The 20,435-nt window shown below is 64.2% G+C and carries 15 protein-coding genes; 5 read left to right on the plus strand and 10 right to left on the minus strand.

Going from position 1 to position 20,435, the window contains the following annotated elements; genetic code table 11:
- Window positions 1-8: 8 nt before the first annotated feature.
- The 4 genes from CABTHER_RS14085 to CABTHER_RS14100 form a co-directional block, all read right to left on the minus strand.
- Window positions 9-3,134, minus strand: coding sequence for an AMP-binding protein (locus tag CABTHER_RS14085; protein ID WP_014101346.1), 3,126 nt, complete (start codon window positions 3,132-3,134; stop codon window positions 9-11).
- Window positions 3,135-3,239: 105 nt separating this feature from the next.
- Window positions 3,240-4,010, minus strand: a complete 771-nt coding sequence (locus CABTHER_RS14090) for an ABC transporter permease (RefSeq protein ID WP_014101347.1) — start codon at window positions 4,008-4,010, stop codon at window positions 3,240-3,242.
- A gap of 98 nt (window positions 4,011-4,108) precedes the next feature.
- Window positions 4,109-6,847, minus strand: a complete 2,739-nt coding sequence (gene acnA / locus CABTHER_RS14095; protein ID WP_014101348.1) for an aconitate hydratase AcnA — start codon at window positions 6,845-6,847, stop codon at window positions 4,109-4,111.
- Window positions 6,848-6,962: 115 nt separating this feature from the next.
- Complete coding sequence (locus tag CABTHER_RS14100) at window positions 6,963-8,003, minus strand: hypothetical protein (RefSeq protein WP_014101349.1); 1,041 nt, start codon at window positions 8,001-8,003, stop codon at window positions 6,963-6,965.
- A gap of 51 nt (window positions 8,004-8,054) precedes the next feature.
- Between CABTHER_RS14100 and mtnP the strand changes: the two genes are divergently transcribed.
- Entirely contained in the window at window positions 8,055-8,948 is an 894-nt protein-coding gene (gene mtnP, locus CABTHER_RS14105; RefSeq protein ID WP_014101350.1) for an S-methyl-5'-thioadenosine phosphorylase, read from the plus strand.
- Between the two features lie 39 nt (window positions 8,949-8,987).
- On the opposite strand, the gene CABTHER_RS14110 is transcribed toward mtnP, so the two are convergent.
- The 4 genes from CABTHER_RS14110 to CABTHER_RS14125 form a co-directional block, all read right to left on the minus strand.
- Window positions 8,988-9,731 carry a 2OG-Fe(II) oxygenase family protein gene (locus tag CABTHER_RS14110; protein ID WP_014101351.1) on the minus strand — a complete coding sequence of 248 codons (744 nt, stop codon included), beginning with the start codon at window positions 9,729-9,731 and terminating at the stop codon, window positions 8,988-8,990.
- 13 nt (window positions 9,732-9,744) lie between these two features.
- Window positions 9,745-10,731 carry a hopanoid-associated sugar epimerase gene (hpnA, locus tag CABTHER_RS14115; RefSeq protein WP_014101352.1) on the minus strand — a complete coding sequence of 329 codons (987 nt, stop codon included), beginning with the start codon at window positions 10,729-10,731 and terminating at the stop codon, window positions 9,745-9,747.
- A gap of 24 nt (window positions 10,732-10,755) precedes the next feature.
- Window positions 10,756-11,391, minus strand: a complete 636-nt coding sequence (locus CABTHER_RS16260; RefSeq protein ID WP_148264122.1) for a hypothetical protein — start codon at window positions 11,389-11,391, stop codon at window positions 10,756-10,758.
- 216 nt (window positions 11,392-11,607) lie between these two features.
- Window positions 11,608-14,670, minus strand: a complete 3,063-nt coding sequence (locus CABTHER_RS14125) for a TonB-dependent receptor (protein WP_228374095.1) — start codon at window positions 14,668-14,670, stop codon at window positions 11,608-11,610.
- Between CABTHER_RS14125 and CABTHER_RS16265 the strand changes: the two genes are divergently transcribed.
- The 4 genes from CABTHER_RS16265 to CABTHER_RS14155 are packed head-to-tail and all read left to right on the plus strand — an operon-like array spanning window position 14,657 to window position 18,075.
- Entirely contained in the window at window positions 14,657-15,607 is a 951-nt protein-coding gene (locus tag CABTHER_RS16265) for a hypothetical protein (protein WP_148264123.1), read from the plus strand. The two genes, CABTHER_RS14125 and CABTHER_RS16265, sit on opposite strands and share 14 nt — an antisense overlap.
- Complete coding sequence (locus tag CABTHER_RS14145; RefSeq protein WP_014101356.1) at window positions 15,591-16,511, plus strand: hypothetical protein; 921 nt, start codon at window positions 15,591-15,593, stop codon at window positions 16,509-16,511. Before CABTHER_RS16265 ends, CABTHER_RS14145 begins: the two co-directional genes overlap by 17 nt.
- A gap of 8 nt (window positions 16,512-16,519) precedes the next feature.
- Window positions 16,520-17,284: a glycosyltransferase family 2 protein gene (locus CABTHER_RS14150; RefSeq protein ID WP_014101357.1), complete on the plus strand. Its 765-nt coding sequence runs from the start codon at window positions 16,520-16,522 to the stop codon at window positions 17,282-17,284.
- On the plus strand, window positions 17,281-18,075 hold the full coding sequence (locus CABTHER_RS14155) for a glycosyltransferase family 2 protein (RefSeq protein ID WP_187288450.1): 795 nt from the start codon (window positions 17,281-17,283) through the stop codon (window positions 18,073-18,075). The genes CABTHER_RS14150 and CABTHER_RS14155 overlap by 4 nt, the downstream gene beginning before the upstream one ends.
- 47 nt (window positions 18,076-18,122) lie before the next feature.
- Here CABTHER_RS14155 and CABTHER_RS14160 read toward each other — a convergent pair whose 3' ends face one another.
- Together CABTHER_RS14160 and mqnC are read right to left on the minus strand one after the other, a co-directional pair.
- Window positions 18,123-19,202, minus strand: a complete 1,080-nt coding sequence (locus CABTHER_RS14160) for a mechanosensitive ion channel family protein (RefSeq protein WP_014101359.1) — start codon at window positions 19,200-19,202, stop codon at window positions 18,123-18,125.
- 13 nt (window positions 19,203-19,215) lie between these two features.
- Window positions 19,216-20,310, minus strand: a complete 1,095-nt coding sequence (gene mqnC / locus CABTHER_RS14165) for a cyclic dehypoxanthinyl futalosine synthase (RefSeq protein ID WP_014101360.1) — start codon at window positions 20,308-20,310, stop codon at window positions 19,216-19,218.
- Between the last annotated feature and the right edge of the window lie 125 nt (window positions 20,311-20,435).

Below are 20,435 nucleotides of genomic sequence, written 5' to 3' on the forward strand. Positions count from 1 at the left end.
CGGCGGTATCAGTTCCCACGCCGCAGCGCCAGCAGGCGCGGCAGCCGCTGCGTGCCGCCATAGCCGGGAATGAGATGCAGCCGGATTTCGGGCTGCCCAAAGATGGCCGTCGGCTCGCTTACCGTGTAGTGGCAGGCCATCTGAAACTCATTGCCGCCGCCCAGTGCCACGCCATTGACGGCTGCAATCACCGGCTTGTGCATCCGCTCGATTTTGCCGAAAGCCAGGTGGGCGTTGTTGGGCAGGGGCAGGGCTTCCGCCACGGTTTTGAAGTCAAGCAACTGCTTGACATCGGCCCCGGCCACAAACGAGCGCGTGCCCTCACCGGTGAAGATGACCACCTTCACGTCCTCGCGGCGTTCAAGGTGCTCGATGACCGTAATGAGTTCATCCAGCGCCCGTTCGTTGAGCGCATTGACCGGCGGGTTGGTAATCGTGGCCAGCGCGATCCGTTGGGCCGGTTGTCCGGCCTTGGGCGGCACCACGTCGAAGTACTGCACACGCACGTAACGATAGGTCTCAAACACGCGGCTTTCTTCGCGCAGGCGTGCCTTTTCGCGCCAGGCTTTGATTTTGTCCGCAAGGTCAGCGAGCACTTCGGGGTTGCGCAGCGTCGTGGTGTCGCCCAGCGGCTCGCCAAAGAGCAGGTTCTTGAGGAAACGCCGCATGTACTTGCCGCTGCGCGTTTCAGGAAACGCCGTGACCGGGATGTAGTCCGACGGAACAGCCGTCAGCCCCTTTTCCTGGCGGACAAGTTCCGACAGCCGCCGTTCGTCTTCGGTCGTCAGCTTGCGTCCCGCGGCTGTCAGGATGAAGGCCACCGGCGTCTGTCCCTTCTCGCGGTGGGGCGCGCCGATGACAATGACGTTGCCGACAACAGAGTTGGGGTTGATCTGTTTGTCGCGCAGGATGGCGCCCTCGATTTCTTCCGTGCCCAGGCGATGCCCGCTCACGTTGATGACATCGTCAGAGCGGCCGTGCAGGCTGAAGCTGCCGTCGGCGTACTTGCGTGCAAAATCGCCCTGGGTGTAGGCCAGTGTCCCGGCCCATTTCGTCCAGTACAGCTTCTTGTAACGCTCGAAATCGCCGCGCCAGGCGGGCGTAACAGCCACGGCTTCCCGCCCATTGCCCACGGGGGTCGTCGTCACAGCAAACTTCCCGACATCGCCCCAGACGGTGCGCGCCAGATAGGGGTAGGGCTGCGTGATGACGATTTCCCCTTTTTCCTCGATTTCGGCCGGGCGGTGCCGCCGGACGACGCCCTCGTCATCCGTTTCCTCGGCCACCCACACATCCCCCATCACCCACGGCAGCGGATAGGTGTGGGCGTCGGGGCGCAGGGGAAAGTCCTCATTGGCGTAAAAGTGCGTCCAGACGATGCCGCCGTGCTCCGTGGCCCAGTAGGAGTTGATGTACTGCCGGCAGAGCAGGTCCATGCCGAACTGCTGTACGGCAGGCGAAGTCGGCTCGGCACAGAACGTCGCCACGTGCAGCGAGGAAACGTCATACCGCTCGACATCGGCGCGGTTCTGGGCATCGCTCATGATGGCCTTGAGGAAGGTCGAGCCGGCCTTGAAGATGTTGACCCGGTAACGCTCGATGATGGAGGCGAAGCGCCCGGCATTGGGGAACACCGGCGCGCCTTCGGCCACGACGCTGGTGACCCGCGTGGTCAGCGCCGCCGAAATGAGATAGCTCTGCCCGGTAATCCAGCCCGGATCGGCGATGACATACATGACATCGCCCGGCCGCGCGTCAAACGCAATTTGCATCGTGTGGGCAATGCCAGCCACATAGCCACCGTGAACATGAACGACCCCTTTGGGTTTCCCGGTACTACCGGAGGTGTAGATGAAAAACAGCGGAAACTCGGCGTCCACCGGCACCGGACGTGAATGCGCGTAGAGTACGGCAATGAAATCCGCAGTCGGCAGCGCCAGCAAATCGGCTTCGGTTTCGACGGCCAACCCGCGCGCCCGTGCCGTTTCGAGCAGTTGCCGGCTGGCCGCAGCCAGCAGGTCGTGCGCCCAGTGGTCACGTTCAGGACGCCAGACAATATCCTGTCCTGTGTGTTTGACCACGATGACAGCTTCGACGCGGGCCGGCGTCGTCACAAGCGCCTTGGCAATGGCCGTGCGAATCATGGATTTCGCCTTGGCTGACAGCAGGCGCAGTTCACTCAACCCCACACCGACGCCGCGCATGGCGTCGGCGCGCTCCACGGTGATGTCCCCGGCAATGGCTTCCCGTACGGCCCGGCAGATATGCTCGATGACGGCATCGTGGAAATGCTCACCCGACCATCCGAAAGTGGATTTCTCGGTGAGCAGTTCCAGTGTGTTGTGAACGATGTCGAGCACGTCCGCCACGGGCACATAATCATCCAGCGCCTTGTCGGTGTAGGCTTCCTTGTAGGGCACAATCTGCGCATTCCGGTAGCCGCCATCCGAGGTGATGACGACTCTGGCGCCCGAATCGTGGATGCGGTCACTGAGGGTTTTGGCCGAAAAACCGCCGAACACCGGCGTGTAAATGACCCCCAGCCGCTTGGCCGCTTCAGTGAAATAGATTTGCTCCATGATGTTGGGCAGGTTGATGGCGATGCGGTCGCCGGCGCGCAGCCCCAACTTCTGAAGCACCATGGCCGCCTTGACGGTCTCCAGCAGAAGCTGCTTGCGGGTAACGGCAAAGGAGACGACGGGGCCGCCCCGGCCCTCATCCAGGGACTGGTCCCAGCGGTCGCCCTCGAAGTAGAAGGCAACCTCCTCACCGTGCCCGGCAAGCACGTGGCGGTCCACTTCGTTGAAGCAGGCATTTGTCCACGCACCGGCAAACCACCGGTAGAAAGGCGCTTCCGAGTCGTCAAACGCCCGCTTCCACGGGCTGAAATCCGGCGGCAGGTCGGGCGTCACCGGCGCACCGGTCGCATCGTCATAGCCCGTCCAGCGTGCGGCGGCTTCGTCGTACGTCACCCACGCCCGGTGTGCGGGGTCGAACCAGTGCAGCTCACGGCGCGCAATGGCGCCGTGGAAAGCGCCGGGGTCCTGCTGGCAGGCGGCCCGCTGGGCCTGCCAGTCAGACCGGGTACGAATCGGATTGATGACAGGGCGAGCCTGTGGCGTCGGTGCACTCATAAGCTGGCACTCTCCTTGGACTTGAAAAACGGAATGGCGCAGCCGGCAAAGATGCCCAAACGTGCGCCTCCCACGCGCCCCACAACCGGCGCTGGCGTGCGTTCGCTAAATGTGTTCGGCAAAGGACTCCGACTGCCGGTTGAATGTGAACTGCCCACCGTAGAACACCGCCACGGCCAGCACCAACAGCCACAGCAACCGGCGCGGGTCAGGGACTTCGCCATAATAGAATATCTGCTGGTAGCCGTAAAAAAGTCCCACCAGCGGATTGTGCTCGACAATCCACCGCGCCCGTTCGGGAATCGCCGTCAGCGGATACATAATCGGCATCATAAAGAAGAGAATGGTCACGATGTGACCGAGCAGGTGCTGCGTATCCCGAAACGTCACGCTGAGCGCCGACAGCGCCATTGTCAGCCCGGACAGCAGCAGCGCCTGAATGAGAAGCAACACCGGAAAGCACACCAGTCCCCACCCCAGCGGCAGCCGAAACACGAGCAGGAGCAACAACAGCAGCGGCAGCGACAGCAGGTAGTTGACCATCCCGGCCAGCACCGGCACGAGCGGCAGCACCGGCGTGGGGAAAATGGTCTTACCCACGTATGAGGCCCCCTCCAGAATCGAGGTCGAGCCTTGCAGCAGGGCCGTCGAAAACCATATCCACGGGAGCAGGCCGCTGAGGATGAAGACCGGATAGGCTGGCGCGTTGACCTGCAGGAAGTACCCGAAGACGATACTGTAGGTCAGCATCAGCAGCAGCGGGTTGAGGAACGTCCAGAAGAAACCGAGTACCGAACCCTTGTACCGCCCGCGCAAATCGCGGAGGACGAGGGAATACAGCAGCCAACCGTAATCGCGGAAAATCGTCAGGCGCATCCGCGATATGTCCTTCAGGTCTTGCAAGAAGCGTGTTTCCTCCGGCTTCGTCGTTCAGCCCGCCACAGCGTTTGACGGCGGTGTTCCACCCAAGCCCGCTACGTTAGCATTTGCCGGAGCACGTAGGGCAAAATTCCGCCGTGGCGGTAATAGTCAATCTCCACCGGGGTGTCGAGGCGGAGCTGAACCGGGATGCGCTCCACCGTCCCGTTAGCCCGTTCAATCACGAGCGTCACCATCTGGCGCGGGCTGACGCCACCGGACAAACCTTCCAGGGCATAGGTTTCGCTGCCGTCAAGGGCCAGCGACTGCACCGTGACGCCGCCAGTAAATTGACAGGGTAGCACGCCCATGCCGGCGAGGTTGCTGCGGTGGATACGCTCGAAGCTTTCCGCCACCACCACCCGTACGCCCAGCAGCGCCGTGCCCTTCGCCGCCCAGTCGCGGGAACTGCCCGTGCCGTATTCTTTCCCGGCCAAAACAAAGAGCGGCGTCCGGGTTTCGGCATAGCGCATGGCGGCGTCATAGATGGCCATCCGTTCGCCGCTGGGCTGGTGCACCGTGATGCCGCCTTCCGTCCCCGGCACCATGAGGTTTTTGATGCGGACATTGGCGAACGTGCCGCGCATCATGACCTCGTGATTGCCCCGGCGCGCGCCGTAACTGTTGAAATCGGCCACGGCCACCTGTCGCGCCTGAAGGTATTGCCCGGCCGGGGAGGTCGGCTTGATGCTGCCCGCCGGGGAGATGTGATCGGTCGTGACGGAATCGCCAAAGATCGCCAGCGCCCGCCCGCCATGAATGTCGGCAAACGTACCCGTTTCGAGACTGAAGTCGGCAAAAAACGGCGGCTCCTGGATGTAGGTCGAATCCGCCTGCCACCGATAGACCTGCCCGGTGACGGTGGGAATGGCATTCCACAGCGGATGTTCAGCGGTGAAATCAGCGTAAAGCCGCTGGTAGGTGTCACGGTCAAAAGCCGTCGCCAGAACCGCACCGATCTCCTCGTCCGTCGGCCAGATATCACGCAGATACACCGGCTGACCGGCATCGTCATACCCCAGCGGCTCCTGCGCAAGATCGAGCGTCACCCGCCCGGCCAGGGCAAAGGCCACGACCAGCGGCGGACTCATCAGAAAGTTGGCTTTGACATTGGGATGCACCCGCGCCTCGAAGTTGCGGTTGCCGGAAAGCACACTGGCAGCCACCAGGCTGTGCGTGGTGATGGCTTCCTCAATGGCCGGATCAAGCGGCCCCGAATTGCCGATGCAGGTCGTACAGCCATAACCGACAACATCAAAGCCCACCTGCCGCAGGTCGTGCAGCAGACCGGTTTTTTCCAGGTAAGCTGTGACAGCGCGTGAGCCGGGGGCCAGCGAGGTCTTGACCGTGGGGCGCACGCGCAGCCCGCGCGCCACCGCCTTCCGTGCCAGCAGGCCGGCCGCCAGCATCACGCTGGGGTTTGATGTGTTGGTGCAGGAGGTGATGGCGGCAATGACGACATCCCCGTGGCCGAGGTCGCCAAAGTAGGGATCGCTTACGGCATAACGTATGGCAACCGCATCGGGTGCAATCCCAAACCCGCCTTCCCTGACCGGCTTCTGGAGGCTTTCCCCAAAGGCCGTAGCCAACCGCCCGACAGCAATCCGGTCCTGGGGACGCTTCGGGCCGGCCACGCTGGCTTCCACGGTCGCCAAATCCAGTTCGAGAACGGTTGAATAGCGGCAGGCCCCCGCGGCCGGGATGCCAAACATGCCCTGCGCCTCAAAGTAGTTGCGCACCGTGGCGACGTGCTCCGGCGAGCGGCCCGTGGCCAGCAGATAGGCGCAGGTTTTTTCATCCACCGGGAAAAAGCCCATGGTCGCACCGTATTCCGGCGCCATGTTGGCAATTGTGGCCCGGTCGGGAACGCTCAACTCCGCCGCCCCTTCCCCGTGAAACTCGACGAACTTCCCGACGACACCCGCCTTGCGCAGCATTTCCGTAACGGTCAGCACGAGGTCGGTGGCCGTAACGCCCTCGCGCAGGCAGCCCTTGAGGTTGACCCCAACCACGTCCGGGGTCAGAAATGACACAGGTTGACCCAGCATGGCGGCTTCGGCTTCGATGCCCCCTACGCCCCAGCCGACGATGCCCAGGCCGTTGATCATGGTTGTGTGGGAGTCCGTCCCCACGAGCGTGTCCGGGAAGTACAGGTCTTCGCGGGAAAGTACGCCCTGCGCCAGATATTCCAGATTGACCTGATGGCAGATGCCGATGCCCGGCGGAATGACCCGAAACGTCTTGAACGCCTGCATGCCCCACTTCAGAAACTCATAGCGTTCCCGGTTGCGCTCAAACTCCAACTGCATGTTGAGCGTCAGTGGATCGGCCGGCGTGCCATTGCCACCCAGCCCGTTGCCGCCCAGGGTCGGCAGGCTTCGTTCGCGCCCGGTGAAATCCACCTGCACGGAATGGTCAATGACCAAATCCACCGGCACGAGCGGCTCGATGAGCGCCGGGTCGCGGCCCATGCGTTCGAGTGCCGAGCGCATGGCGGCCAGATCGCACAGCAGCGGCACGCCGGTGAAATCCTGAAGCAGTACCCGCGCAACGACGAAGGGAATCTCCGCCGTCCGCTCAGCCGTCGGCGCCCACTGCGCCAGGCGGCGTACATCGTCTTCGGTGATGCGTTTTCCGTCGCAGTTGCGCACGACAGATTCCAGCACGATGCGCAGTGAGACCGGCAGCGTGGCAATATCGCCAAAGCCGGCCGCCGCCAGCGCCGGGAGCGAGACCAGCCGCCCCGTACCACCGCTGCCAAGGGGAAAGGTTTGAGTCAGTGCCGTCAGGTCCATAGGTTTTCGCCGGTTTGTATTTTTGAGAACATTTCCGATGACATATCACACCGGGGCGACTTCGCGCGAGGCCCTGGCACAGGGTCAGCCAGGGGCAGCGGACACGTGCGCACGGTCACGGCGTCCCCCGGCCGAACCACCGCCGCAGCGGGGCTGTGAGCCGCCACGAACGTGATGCCAGAATGGCCTGGAGTTGGTGCTGAAGCTGCGCCGCCTGCTGTTGGGTGCGGTGGAGTTCTTCCTGACAGGACTGAAGGGCGGACTGTGTTTCGGAAAGCCGCTGGTGCGCCTGGACAAGCTCCCCTTCCCTGGCCTGCACTGCGGCTTCCAGTTCAGCCAGACGGGCCGCAAGCTGCGCCGCCTGAGTCTGCGCCTGCATCTGGACGTTGTGCAACTGCGCCCCCAGGCGGGCAATTTCCTCGTCTTTGGCCTGCCAGACGGCGGCCACCTCCCGGTCTTTTTTCTGAAGTTCCGCCTGAAGGTTCCGCTCGGCTTCCAGTTGGACTTCCCGCAGACGCTCGCGCAACTCCAGCACCCGGCACTGCATGGCCAGGGGATCGAAGTCTTCCGTCCCCAGCGTACGCAACAGCCGCAGCCACGGCTCGAACCGTTCCCGGTGCTGCACGTCCGTCACCAGACACCAGCGGGACACCGCCAGCGCCGGATGCACATCGGCCATGGTCAGCAACAGCGGACTTCCCCCCTGCTGGCGACGGACGGCCATCAGGTCGCCGATGTGAATGACATCCCCCGCGTCGAGCCAGCGCCCCAGTACGCCGTCGTAGGCTGCCAGCGACGGTACCTCCGCCAAACGGTCAAACAACCCAACCTGTGGCGCTTCGGCCGCTGGCTCAGAAGCAAACAAAGCAGCATAGCGCCGGACGAAGGCGGCATCGTCTTCCTGGGCGACGGCCGTCAAAAACCTCGCCGGCCAGTGGTTGAGGGCTTCGGGCGAGGTATCCGGCGGGTCAGCCGTTTCCGGCACAGGCAGGACGAACGTCCCCCGGAGCAACCCACAGGCGCGCGCCAGGTAGGCAATCCGCCGGTCAAGCACATGCCAGGCAGCCGGGCCGGTTTCCGGTCTGGTCGCCTCCGGTGACACAACAGACGCGCTCCCATCCGGGGCGCGGCGCTGAATGCCATCGGTTACAGTCATGCTATCGTACGGCTCACCTGGTGATTTCATTGTGGAGTGTACAACGCCTGTATGACCACCTTACCTTCGTCGCCCATCAAGTATGCCGTCATTGGCGGGAGTGGTTTTTACCGCATGGAAGCCTTTGAGGAAACAGAAGAGCTGTTTCTCGACACCCCGTTTGGAAAACCCTCCGACGCCATCATCACCGGACGGCTGGACGGCGTGCCTATGGCCTTTTTGCCGCGCCACGGTCGCGGACATCTCCTGCTGCCTTCCGAACTGCCCTATCGCGCCAACATTTACGCCCTGAAGATGCTGGGCGTCGAGTTTGTCATCTCGATTTCGGCCGTCGGCTCACTGCGGGAGGAACTCAAGCCGCTCGATGTCGTCATTCCCGACCAGTTTTTTGACCGGACGCGCGGACGAACCGCCGAATCCACCTTCTTCGGCGAAGGCATCGTGGCCCACATCACCTTTGCTGACCCCGTGTGCCCGGTGTTGTGCGACGCGCTGGAAGCAGCCGGTCGCGAACTGGACGGTGTGACCGTCCACCGGGGCGGTACGTACCTGTGCATGGAAGGGCCGGCGTTTTCCACCCGCGCCGAGTCGAATGTGTACCGGCAATGGGGCATGGACATCATCGGGATGACCAATCTCCAGGAAGCCAAACTCGCGCGCGAAGCGGAAATGAGCTACGCCACGCTGGCGATGGTCACGGACTACGACTGCTGGCATCCGGGCCATGCCGATGTGACGGTGGAAATGGTCATTGACTACCTCAACCGCAACGTGGCCACCGCGCAGCGCATCGTGCGGGGAACGCTCCGCCGCCTGGCCGCAACCAATCCCACCTCGCCCTACGCTTCTGCGCTCAAAAACGCCATCATGACGCGCCCGGACCTGGTGTTTCCCGAAACGCGCCGGCGGCTGGCGGCCATCATCGGCAAGTACCTGCCACTGTGACGCGGCCGGTACTCTGCCCGGCGGACGTGCCGGGCGCGGTCAGAACCAACTCTCCCAGACTGCCCCCACCCGGACGGCATGCACCGTCGTGGAAATGCGGTCGCGGTCGCCGTCAAAGGGTTCAATCCAGTGCAGACGGTAGCTGTCGAAAATCAGTGCGTCGCCGACGCCATAGGTAACGGACGCACTGGGCTGCTCCAACTGCGCTGGCGACGGGATTTCATCGCCATCGAAACGGGCGTCCCACAATCGCAGACCGCCGCCGGACTGTGGCGGCTGAAGCATGACGACCACGGTGAGCGCCGGCGCGCGGGCGGCAAGCTGTTCGGGCCGCAGCCCTTCGATGTCGAAGTGGATTTCGCCGCCCTGATGGGCCACCCAACCGCCGGCCGGGAAGATGTGCACCCCGGCCCCGCACCAACCTTCCCGCTGTATAACCGGCTGCCCAACCACCGCGCGCAGCAGGCGGCGCATCCGGCGCTGCAGGCCCGGGGCATACCTTTCGACCAGGGCATTGCGTTCGGCGGCTTCGGCAAAGTAGTCTGCCTCACGTTCCATTTCGAGGTCGGTGTACCAGGCGCGCCCCAGGGAAAACTGCAACCCGCCAAAAGCCTCCACCCAGTGGTCACGAGCGGCATAGACCCCCTCGACCAGACGCGCACATTCGGCAACACCAAGCCAGCCCCGCACACACACGGCCAGGTCAGATGGGGTTGGAAGCGCCGGTTCGGCGCACTCCCGAACTGCAGGAACGACAGCAGGTACGGATTCCAGAAGGTTCATGCAACCGTCTCGCTCAGACGTAGCCATGGTCCCGAAACCAGGTTACAGCTTCCTGCAACGCCGTCTCGATGGGCGTCTGGGGCAGGCCCAGGTAGGTCACGGCGCGCGTTGCGTCATAATACATCGGATGCGCTGCCATGCGGGCTGAATCAAAGGCGACCGTCGGCGGCTTTCCCGTCAGCCGACTCAGGAAGAATTCATCCACTGCGCCAACGACAACAGGCAACCAGTGGGGCAGGCGGCGCGTTGGGGCCGGCAGCCCGGTGATGGCCGCCAGGGTGTCCAGAATTTCCTTGAGCGTCATGTTCCGGTGGCCGAGGATGTACCGCTCGCCGACGCGCCCCTTCTCGGCGGCACGGATATGCCCGATGGCGACATCCCGCACGTGAATCAGGTTCATCCCCGTGTCCACGTAGGCCGGCATGCGCCGTTGCAGGAAGCGCAACACGATGTCGCCGGTCGGCGTGGGTTTGACATCGTACGGCCCAATAGGCGTGCTGGGATTGACGATGACGACGGGAAGCCCCTCGCGGGCGGCGTCGCGGGCAAGCTGTTCCGCCAGAAACTTGGACTTCTTGTAATCGCTGACAAGTTCCCCGACGGTGGTCTGAAACGTCTCGTCGGCAACTTCGCCTTCGGGCGGTACGCCGATGGCCGCCACCGAACTGGTGTGGACAAGGCGTTTGATGCCGGCGGCGCGCGCTGCCTGCAGGACGTGGCGCGTGCCTTCGACATTGGCGCGATAGATGGCGTCCCGGTCACGCCGCAGCAGGCTGTAGTGGGCGGCCACGTGAAAGGCCCACTCACAGTCGGCCATGGCGCGGGTCAGCAGCGCCACATCGTCGAGATCGCCTTCGACAACTTCGATGTTCAGACCTTCGAGATTGCGCCGGTCACTGTTGCGTCGCGCCAGCGCCCGGACTTCAGCCCCACCGGCGAGCAGTTCGCGCAGCACACTGGCACCGACAAAGCCGGTGCCGCCTGTGACAAAAACCTTCATGGGCGCGCGCCAATGGGCAGAGGGCTACTCGACGATGGCAATGAGATTGACCAGACCGACCATCTGGTTTGAGGAGAAGATTTCACGTTCGGAAAGCTGGTTGAGAAGCAGCGCACCTTCCGCCGTCAGGCGCAGTTCGACATTGCGGAGCGTCGTCACACGACCGCCGATCAACCGGAGGGGAAGCTGTTCGGAGGGAAGTGTTGCCGTGAACAGGGGCACCGTCCGGTCGAGCTCACCCTCGGTCACCAGAGTGGCCCACACCAGCGGCAGTTTGCCGACGGTATCCAGCCGAAAGCCCCGGAGTTCGACATCGGCTTTGGGCGTTTCCAGCGCCAGTCCGCCGCGCCATACGGCCGTGCCGCGTCCCGACGCCAGATCAAGCAGGCCGTCCGCCACCGGCAAGGTTACGGCGTCGCCATCGGCGGCCGAGGCCCCGACGGTATCGTACGCCACATGCGCCCGGCGCAGATAGCCACGGAAAGCATCGGTGAACTGTATCCGCACCCGTCCGCCGACGAGGGTGTGCACCGATGTCGCCCGCATCGGGCGCGTGCCGCCATCCTGCTGCGCCAGCGCCACTACGGGCGCAAATCCAACCACACCGAGTAACCACACCCAGAGGAAGCCTTTGCCTGTCCAGTTCCACCGCCAATGCACAACCGGTTCTCTCCTTTGCAAACCGTGATGACCAACCTGACCGATTTGACACCCCAACCGAACGTCATGCGGGACGACCGGAAACCACCTGAAACCAGCCGTTCCCTGAATGTACGGGGCGCATGTGGGGCAAAGATTGTTGATTTTGTTCCGGTCTGCAAGTCAGCACCTGCACAAACAGACACCCAAAATGGCTTCCACCACGGGAAGTCGCGGTTAAAACCGTAGTTTGACGCCTAATTGAAGCTGCCGTGCCCCAAACACATCGCGCGGAGCGCCGAACTGCAACAGTGGGTTCGGCGGCACAGCGAGACTGCTTCCTCCATAAGCCAGATTCAGGTCGCGGATGTTGACCCGGTTCGCCACGTTGAATGCATCGAGTGTCACTTCCAATCCGCGGTGCTCACTCAGCCGGAAGCGGCGGCCAAGGCGGACATCCACCGTGGCGAATCCCGGACCCCGAAAGCTGTTGCGCGGAAGCAGCCCCGGACGGTCACTGTTGGGATTGCCGTCGCCGTTGAAGTCTCCCCCGGCAAAAACATTGAACGGACGCCCACTTTCCAGCGCGATGACGACGGCTCCCTGCCAGCCGCCCAGCCAGCCGGTCGGGCGTGGCGCTTCTCCGGCAAAGGTCGCGGCCAGGCGATGCGTCGCATGCTGGCGCGACAGAAACCGCTCCAGCGTGAGTCCTTCAGGGTAGTCGGCCAGATTGTTGACGGCATCCACCGTCGTCAGCGTTTTCGACCACGTATGCGCCACGGACAACGACCAGCCCTGCCGCCAGGTGCGGCGGGCCACAAAAAAGCCGCCGTGGTAGCCACTTGCGCCAAGGTTGTCGGTCACAAAAAAGTGCCCCAGTTCGGCAAACCGGCGGCCGGCCAGAATGGGCTTGCCCGTCGGCAGCACGCCCGTCTGAAAGGCATTGAGGTTGCCGGTGTGGCCCGGCAGTTTCAGCGCTAGCACGCGCAGGTACGCCGCCGACCACACCACCCCCCGCCACGGATACTCCGTGCCCAGCGTGAAGTGCTGAGCGTAGGGATTGCGCAACCGGCGGCTGAGGTTGTCGGCAAAACTGGCCGTGGCGCCGCTTTCCGCTGTTGGCAGCGGCAAGGTGCCCGGCGGCAATGGCTGCCCGACCGGCACGCCATAGCCAACCGGCGCGCCAGCGGTTCCGCGCAGGAAAATATCGGTTGCACGTGCGGCCCCAATCGGCGAGGTGGCCGAGGAGGGGCCGCTGATTGTTGCCTGGCGGAAACGCCCGGCAAAGCGCGCCACATCGGCAAAGACCTGGGGCGCGGTGGGTACGTCGCCGCGTGAAATCCATTCCGCGCCAAAGATGACCTGCCCGACACTGGACGCTATCCGGTCCGTGAACACCCCGTAGCCCGCCCGGACGACACCGCGCCCCACGGCCCACGCCACCCCCACCCGTGGCTGGAAGTTGTTGCGGTCACGCCGGTCAAAAAACCGGCGAGGATAGGTTTCCACGTCGTACCGGAGACCGAAGGTGACGGTCAGCGACGGCGCGGCCTGCCACTGATCCTGCCCAAACAGGCCGTAATGCGCGTGGACAAGCTGCGTGGTGACATTCGGCCGCAGGGCTTCTGGCACGGCGCGTGTAAAGGGAAAGGGCACTGGCGGCGCCGTCGTTGCGCCCGTCACGAAGGGAAACCAGAAGGTGCTCGGCTGCGGATTTGGCTGCCCGTCGGGCGTGCGGTTGAGAAACGCCGGGAGCAGTCCGCCAAAAATGATGCGCGCCGGAAAGAACAAATCCCACCGCGCGGTGTCGTCCAGCCGCGACCAGTCTCCGCCGACCTTGACGGTGTGCGCGCCCTTCAACTGCGTCAGTACCCCGGCGAGTTGAAGCCGGTCTTCGCGGTAGTCATCCACGTCGGACGTGCTTTTGCCCATGACGATCAGGTTGGGCAGCTCCAGCGCCGGTTCGGCAAAACGCGGGCGAAAGGTGAAGTCACGGCGCGCCCACTGCCCGCGTACTTCGCCGACGCGCGTCGGCGTCAGCACCGCCGTGTAGGTGGCGCTGACGGTCACATCCGTCGTCCGGTTGTCGCGGGCGGTCGTCGAAGCCGGTGACGCCCGGCCGCCGCCGCCCGGAAAGCCGCGTGTCGTGCCAACCAGCGCATTCAGCCGCAGGGCCAGCGTATGGCGGTCGTTCGGCCGCCAGTCCACGCGCCCAAAGCCCAAGTCGTAGTCCCCGGTTCGTATCTGATTGGACGTTTCCGGCGTCAGGCCGTAGTGCCGCCGGACGGCATTGATGGCATCGAGATTCGACAGGATGACCTGCGAAAACCGGTTCGATTCGGCCCGGCGCTGCCCTTCGTAGCTGGTCATGAAAAACCAGCGGTCCCGGCGCAGCGGCCCGCCAAGCGTGGCGCCGTACTGGAACTGGCGCAGCACCCACTGCGAGCCGGTCAGCAGCGGCCGGGCGCTGAGCGCGTCGTGGATGCCATAGCCGTAAAGGCTGCCGTGAAGGTCATTGGTGCCGGATTTCGTCAGGATGTTGACAAAACCGCCCAACGAGCGCCCGTACTCACTTTCAAACGTGGCATTGCTCACCCGAAAGGCCGCAACAGCCTCGGTCGGCGGGGTTGCCCGTGGTAGGCCCGTGACGGTCTGGATATGGTCAAGGCCATCAAGCTGCACAAGCGTGTTGAGTTCGGTCTGGCCGCCAAAGGCAATGCGCGGCGCGGCGGCCGCGCCAACACCGATGTCCGGCTCCTTGAACGGCCCGCCGCCCACATTTTCGCGGCCGGGCGTGACGCCGGGCGAGAGTTTCACCAGGTCCACGAAGTTGCGGCCGGACAGCGGCAGCGCCTGGATGCTCCGCTCATCCACGGTGCGACTCTGCCCGGCGCTGGTCGTCTCGATGGCCGTCGTGTCGGCCCGCACTTCGGCGTCGAACGTCGGCGTGGGCACGAGCACCAGCAGGGCGTCCCGCTGCTCCCCCAGTTGTAGGGTGATGAGCATCTCGACGGCCGCCCCCGCCGTGGGATGGCGCGCTGCCACCCGGTACGTCGCCGGTTCAAGCGCCGTGAAGACGTACCGCCCCTGCGCATCGGTTGTCACTTCCCGAACGACGTTGCGCCGCGTATCGTGAACCACCACGGTTGCGCCGGTGACCGGCAAACGCTCGCCATCCACAACACTGCCGGTCAGCCGGGCGAGCGTTGACTGGGCTGCTGCGCCGCAACCCAACAGCAGCATCCACAGGACGGCCCAGCCAAGACGCACCCGGCGGTCAGCCATCATGTCTATGGACATCATCTATAGCCACACCAACAACTGGTATCACGCAGACTTTGCCCGGCGGCTTCACGCCGACCTGCCAGACCCGCTCCGCGCCACGGCACGGCTGCTGAACGTGGTCGAGTGGCTGGACAGCGAGCCGTCCGACCACGTCGTTGTCGTCAACTGGGAGGAAGCCGTGCGCGAACCCCGGCTCGGCCCGCGCGTTGCCGAACTGTGCGCCCGCGTTGCCCATACCCCCCGGCGCACATTGCTTTCGGCGGAATGCGTTGGCACCACCTGGTTTGAACTGCACTTCGCCGAGGGCATTGCCTGGACAGACTTCATCGAAGTCGGATGGTTCGGCTATCCACTACCGGAGCCATACGGCGCGCTACCCTATCACGTCCTTGGCACGGTGGCGACCCGTGCCGAACAGGAGCAGTTCCGGCAGTTCAGCGCAGCTCTGGAGCAACTTCCGGCGCAGGGCGACCATCGCCCGCTTCCCTGGGCTTTTGTCGGGATGCGGACGCCGGAGCGCATTGCATTTGCCCGGGAACTCGTCCGCTGGCAGCCAAACGGCCTGCTTCTTCTGGCCGAACCCGGCCCGGCGCGCCCCGGCAGCGGCCGCCTGACGGGCGACGGACTGGAGCGGCTGCTGCATCAGGCGCGGCTTTACATCTGGCGCACCCAACATTCGGTTCCCTACTTTGAGACATTCCGCGTCCACGATGCCTTGCGGTGCGGGGCGCTGCCCGTCAAGATTGACCCCAGCCATGCGGACAGCTTTGCTACCGTACCCTGTGTGTTTCCGTCCCTGGACGCCATGAAGGAAGCTCTGGCAACGTCGGGATGGGCCGGCCTGCTGGCGGCCATGTATGCCGCCGCGCTCGCCCGGCCGGCCCTTGGAGACGCCTTTGCCGCCATCGTTGCAGGGCCGCCACCGCCTGCCAGCCATGTCCAGCCCGTCTGACCTTGACATCCTCTACAGCCGCGCCACGGACTGGCTTTACGGCAATCTGGCCACACGCCTGTGGTCTGACCTGCCGGACGACTGGCGGCCACGGGCGCGGCTGTGGGACGTTCCCGACTGGCTTGCGGCGGCCCCGGCGCGCCGGGTGCTCGCGGTCAACTGGGCCGGGCTGGCCAATGATCCACGTCTGTCACAACAGGATGTTGTGGTGCTTATGTCAAAGGTCAATAGTGCGGCGGAACGCATCCTGCTCATCGCCGAGTGTGTCGGCACGGACTCGTTTCAGCGCCAGTTCCAGGGCCCGGAGTGGACAGCCCTGGTGGATGTCGGCTGGCACCCCCAAACCCTGCCGGCGGCGCTGGCTTCCCTGCCCTACCGGTTTCTGTACCACACGCCAACCCGGGCCGAACGGGCGGTGCTGGCGCAGGTGCAGGCGACGGCTGCCGAACAGTTCCCGTTGCGCCCGATTCCATGGGCCGTGGTAGGCAAAGCCACGGCCGGGCGGGCGGCGCTCGTGGCAGAGCTGACCGACTGGGAACCGGATGGCGTGGCCTTTTTGCCGGCGGATGAACCTTGGCAGGGTCGTCCCGACCGTGGACGGCTGAGCCGCGCCCAGCTTGCGCGCCTGCTGGCGAAGACCCGGTTTTACGTGTGGGTTTCGCGCCACGCACACTCCCACTTTGAGGCGTTCCGGGCGCTGGAAGCCCTGCTGTCCGGCGCCTGCCCCATCAAACTCGATGCGCGACCAGCGGACGGCCCCGAAGCACCGGGCTGCGTTTTGACCGACGTGGCCGTACTGCGCCAGTTTGCCGCCACGGACGCACCGGCGCGGCTTATCACAACGCTCTGTGCGCAGCTTCTGGCGCGTCCCCCTCTGGGGGCGGCCTTTGCGGCACTGTGGTGAGGGCGGTCATGGTCCAGCGTGCCGGGTTGTCCATTCTCATCCCCAACTGGAACCATCGTTTCGCTTTGCCCCGGTCGGTACGTTCGGCGCTGGACGGCTTGCGCCGCCTTCAGGCGCAGGGCGTCGCCGGTGAGCTGCTCGTCGTGGATGATGCCTCCCGCGATGGCTCGCAGAAGTACCTGTTCAACCTTGCGGCGCACTACCCCGATGTGGCCGTACGGGTCGTCTGGCTGCCGCGCAACGTCGGGCTGGGCGCGGCCCGCAACACGGGGCTGACCCATGCCGCCTACCGCCACGCCTGCCTGCTCGACGCTGACAACGCCCTTGAACCCGCCAACCTGTGGCTGTTTTACCGCGCCGCGCTGGAAACCGGGGCGGCGCTGACCTACGGCAACCTGTTCGTGCTGGGTGATACCCAACCCGATGTGCTCTCCAACGAGCCGCTTCAGGCGCGGGTCTATCGGCAAAACTACGTGGACAACTTTGCCCTGCTCGACATCCCGGCGGCGCTGGCGGCCGGCGGCTACCAGACGACGCGCGGCCTGCTGGAAGACTGGGAGTTGATGATGCGCCTGCTGGCGCGCGGTGCGCTGATCGTGTTCGTGCCGGCCGTGCTGGGGTACTACCACCGCCTGCCCGGCGGCCTGCATACCCTTGCCCCGGAGCCACTTATCCAGCGGCTGCGCCGGATATTTGACCAGAACGAACTCCGCAGCCGGGAAGGCCGCCTGCTGGGGCGCATGTATCACCCCGACGTTGGATGGCTGGCATGACGCAACTTATGACGCACCCGTGGAACGCCAATGGCGTCACTATCGGCATGGCGAACTGGAACCACCGGTTGTTTCTGCCGCGCAGCGTGGCTTCCGCCCGCCGTGCGCTTCACAGTCTGGCCGCCTGTGGCGTCCCCGGCGAACTCGTCATCGTGGATGATGCCTCACGGGATGGTTCAGTGGAATGGCTGGCGCACGCAGCGGCAACCATCACGGACATCGCCCTGCGGGTTGGCTTTGGTCAGAGCCAGCAGGGCCCGGCCGCCGTGCGCAACCGCATCCTGCATCTGGCCCGCTACCGGTATGTGTGCTGGCTCGATGCCGACAATGAGCTTCAGGGCAACAACCTGTTTCTGTTTTACCGTGCCATCCGGGAAACCGGAGCGGCCGTTGTCTATGGCAACCTCATTGTGCGCGAAGCCGGACGGATCACGGGCCTGTACTCCAACGTGGCCTACCGGTCGTCCATATTTCAGAACAATGAGGTTGACCTGTGCAGCCTGTGGGACGCTGCCCAACTCAGGCAGTGCGGCGGCTTTCAGGTCGAACCCGTCATCAACAGCATCGAGGAGGACTGGGAGCTGTTCCTGCACCTGGCCAGCGACGACAGGCTGATCGTGTTTGTTCCGGCCGTGTTCGGGACGTACTACATCCGCCCCCAGTCGTTGTCCTATGGCCTCAAGGTCTCCAACACGGGCGTCCGGCGCATGCACGATCACCAGCGCCACCGCAGCCTGGAAGGGCGGACGCTGGGGCGGGTCTATCATCCCGACATTGGCTGGCTGTTGTAGCCAGAGGTAAACCGCCTGACCGGACGGATTCCAAACCCTGCCGGCACTTACAGCAGGTCGGCCTGCCGGATGCGCGGCAGGTAACGACCGTCTTCGGTTGTCGCCAGCCAGCGGACGAGACCTTCCCGAACGGCCACGCGCAGGTCAAAGAGCTTGGCCGGCTCATCAGCGGATACGGTGGCGCGCACGACGATGGAACGTTCGTTGACGTCGCTGACAATCAACCGGCAGACCTGTCCGTTCCAATTCGGGTCCGCTTCACAGAGCCGTTGCAACTCCGCCCGCATGGCGTCCACGGGGACGCCGAAATCCGCCTGCACAAACACGGCGCCGATGAGTTCCGGCGTGTAGCGCGTCCAGTTCTGGAAAGGGCGTTCGAGAAAGTACGACACCGGCAGAATGAGCTGCCGCTTGTCCCACAGCCGGACGACAACGAACGTAAAGGTAAGTTCCTCGATCTGGCCGTACTCGTTTTCGACGATCACTGTGTCGCCGACCCGGATGGGCTGGGTAATGGCAATCTGGATGCCGGCGACGAAGTTCCCAATCGTCTTCTGGGCGGCAATACCGACCACAACACCCACGAGACCGGCCGAGGCCAGCAGCGAAACCCCAATCGTACGGACAACCTGAAACTGCATCAGAAACAGCGCCGCGCCGACGACGATGATGCCCACCTGGATAAGCCGCTGCAGAATCGCCAGCCAGGTCGCCGCCGAGCGGCGCCGTTGTTCATCCGTGCTGTTGGCTGCCGCCAGGCGCTGCAGAGCAAACTCCGTTGCCACGGCCACCAGCTCAAAACCCAGCCAGAGGGCGACCAGTGTCAGCGTCACCTTGAAACCGGCTTCAATGCGGTTCTGAACCGACCGGGGCAGTTCGATGAACTCCATCCCCAACGGCAACACCAGCAGCCACAGGAACGCCCGCACCGGATGGCGCAGCGCGTTGTAGGATGGCTCCAGCTCCGCTGCCGCCCGGCGCACGAGCGCCCGGATGCCGTGGGTCAGCAGCAGGACCAGCCCCCAGACCAGCGCCGCCCAGGCGAGCACAGTGAGCAATTCGAGGTAGGACGTACGAAAGAACTGGATGAGGCGCGTCCAGAGCGGATCGACCAGAGCCAGTATCATGCCGTGTCAGCCTCTATGCGACAGCTTCTGCCGCGGCCGGAGTCTCCAGCCGGCGGTAGGCCGCATTGCGCTTGCAGGGGATGAAACCGGCTTCCCGGATGATTTGCACCAGCCGGGCTTCGTCGGCGCGATACTTGGCACCGGCCGCCGAGACGACATTTTCCTCGATCATGATGCTGCCCATGTCGTTGGCCCCACCACGCAGGGCACGCCGCGCCACGTCAAACCCCTGCGTCAGCCACGACACCTGCAGGTTGGGAATGTTGCGCAGGTACAGCCGCGCCGCTGCAAACCACCGCAGGTAGATGTCCGGCGCGATGCGGTCTGGAAATACCTTGCCGATGGGCACGGAATCCGGCTGGAGCGTCCAGGGAATGAAGGCGATGAAACCACCGGTCCGCGCCTGGAGTTCATAGATTTTGCGCAGATGCTCCAGCCGGTGTGCGTCGGTTTCACCCATGCCGTACATCATCGTGGCCGTGGTCGGGATGCCCAACTCGTGGGCCGTTTCCATAATCGCAAGCCATTCCTGGCTGTTGCACTCCGTCCGGCGGCGCATGCGAATTTCGTCCACGAGGATTTCGCCGCCGCCGCCCGGAATCGAATCCAGCCCGGCCGCACGCAGCCGCTGCAACACCTCACGCACGGAAAGCCGGTTGACCCGCGCGAAGTTCAGAATCTCAGGCGGCGAGAAACAGTGCAGGTGAATGGGATAGCGCGCCTTGAACTGGCGCAGCAGTTCTTCGTACCACTCCAGCTTGAGGTCGGGATGCAGGCCGCCCTGCATGAGGATGCCGCTGCCGCCAAGCGCCAGTGTTTCCTCCACCTTGCGAAACAGCGTTTCGTAGTCGTGGACATACCCTTCCGGGTCGCCCGGCTTGCGGTAAAAGGCGCAGAACGTGCACACCGACGTGCAGATGTTCGAGTAGTTGATATTCCGGTCAATGACATAGGTCACGACGTTATCCGGGTGCCAGTCAGCCCGCAGGCGGTCGGCCCAATACAACAACTCATCGAGTGGCGCGCGGTAAATCACCTCCAGCCAGACCTCGGCCGGCGGGCGCTCCCCACAGTACAGGCGTTCAAGCTGGGCGGAAACATCAGTCATAAGCAGGTCACAAAGACGACACAAAGCAGGCTGCCAACGCTTGACGGGCAACCTGAAGCTACACGCCCCACGGTGCCCGGCGCAACGCAACCTTGGGAAAATCACGGGGCCGAAAAACCACGCCG

Origin of the sequence: Chloracidobacterium thermophilum B (assembly GCF_000226295.1) — a bacterium.
In the GTDB taxonomy this organism is placed as follows: domain Bacteria; phylum Acidobacteriota; class Blastocatellia; order Chloracidobacteriales; family Chloracidobacteriaceae; genus Chloracidobacterium; species Chloracidobacterium thermophilum.

Bases quoted from the DNA above. Each gene is read 5' to 3' on its own strand.
- CABTHER_RS14090 (WP_014101347.1), bottom strand. From the start codon at position 4,010: ATGCGCCTGACGATTTTCCGCGATTACGGTTGGCTGCTGTATTCCCTC.
- mqnC (WP_014101360.1), bottom strand. From the start codon at position 20,310: ATGACTGATGTTTCCGCCCAGCTTGAACGCCTGTACTGTGGGGAGCGC.
- CABTHER_RS14160 (WP_014101359.1), bottom strand. From the start codon at position 19,202: ATGATACTGGCTCTGGTCGATCCGCTCTGGACGCGCCTCATCCAGTTC.
- acnA (WP_014101348.1), bottom strand. From the start codon at position 6,847: ATGGACCTGACGGCACTGACTCAAACCTTTCCCCTTGGCAGCGGTGGT.
- mtnP (WP_014101350.1), top strand. From the start codon at position 8,055: ATGACCACCTTACCTTCGTCGCCCATCAAGTATGCCGTCATTGGCGGG.
- CABTHER_RS16265 (WP_148264123.1), top strand. From the start codon at position 14,657: ATGTCTATGGACATCATCTATAGCCACACCAACAACTGGTATCACGCA.
- CABTHER_RS14100 (WP_014101349.1), bottom strand. From the start codon at position 8,003: ATGACTGTAACCGATGGCATTCAGCGCCGCGCCCCGGATGGGAGCGCG.
- CABTHER_RS14150 (WP_014101357.1), top strand. From the start codon at position 16,520: ATGGTCCAGCGTGCCGGGTTGTCCATTCTCATCCCCAACTGGAACCAT.
- CABTHER_RS14110 (WP_014101351.1), bottom strand. From the start codon at position 9,731: ATGAACCTTCTGGAATCCGTACCTGCTGTCGTTCCTGCAGTTCGGGAG.
- CABTHER_RS14085 (WP_014101346.1), bottom strand. From the start codon at position 3,134: ATGAGTGCACCGACGCCACAGGCTCGCCCTGTCATCAATCCGATTCGT.
- CABTHER_RS14145 (WP_014101356.1), top strand. From the start codon at position 15,591: ATGTCCAGCCCGTCTGACCTTGACATCCTCTACAGCCGCGCCACGGAC.
- hpnA (WP_014101352.1), bottom strand. From the start codon at position 10,731: ATGAAGGTTTTTGTCACAGGCGGCACCGGCTTTGTCGGTGCCAGTGTG.
- CABTHER_RS14155 (WP_187288450.1), top strand. From the start codon at position 17,281: ATGACGCAACTTATGACGCACCCGTGGAACGCCAATGGCGTCACTATC.
- CABTHER_RS14125 (WP_228374095.1), bottom strand. From the start codon at position 14,670: ATGTCCATAGACATGATGGCTGACCGCCGGGTGCGTCTTGGCTGGGCC.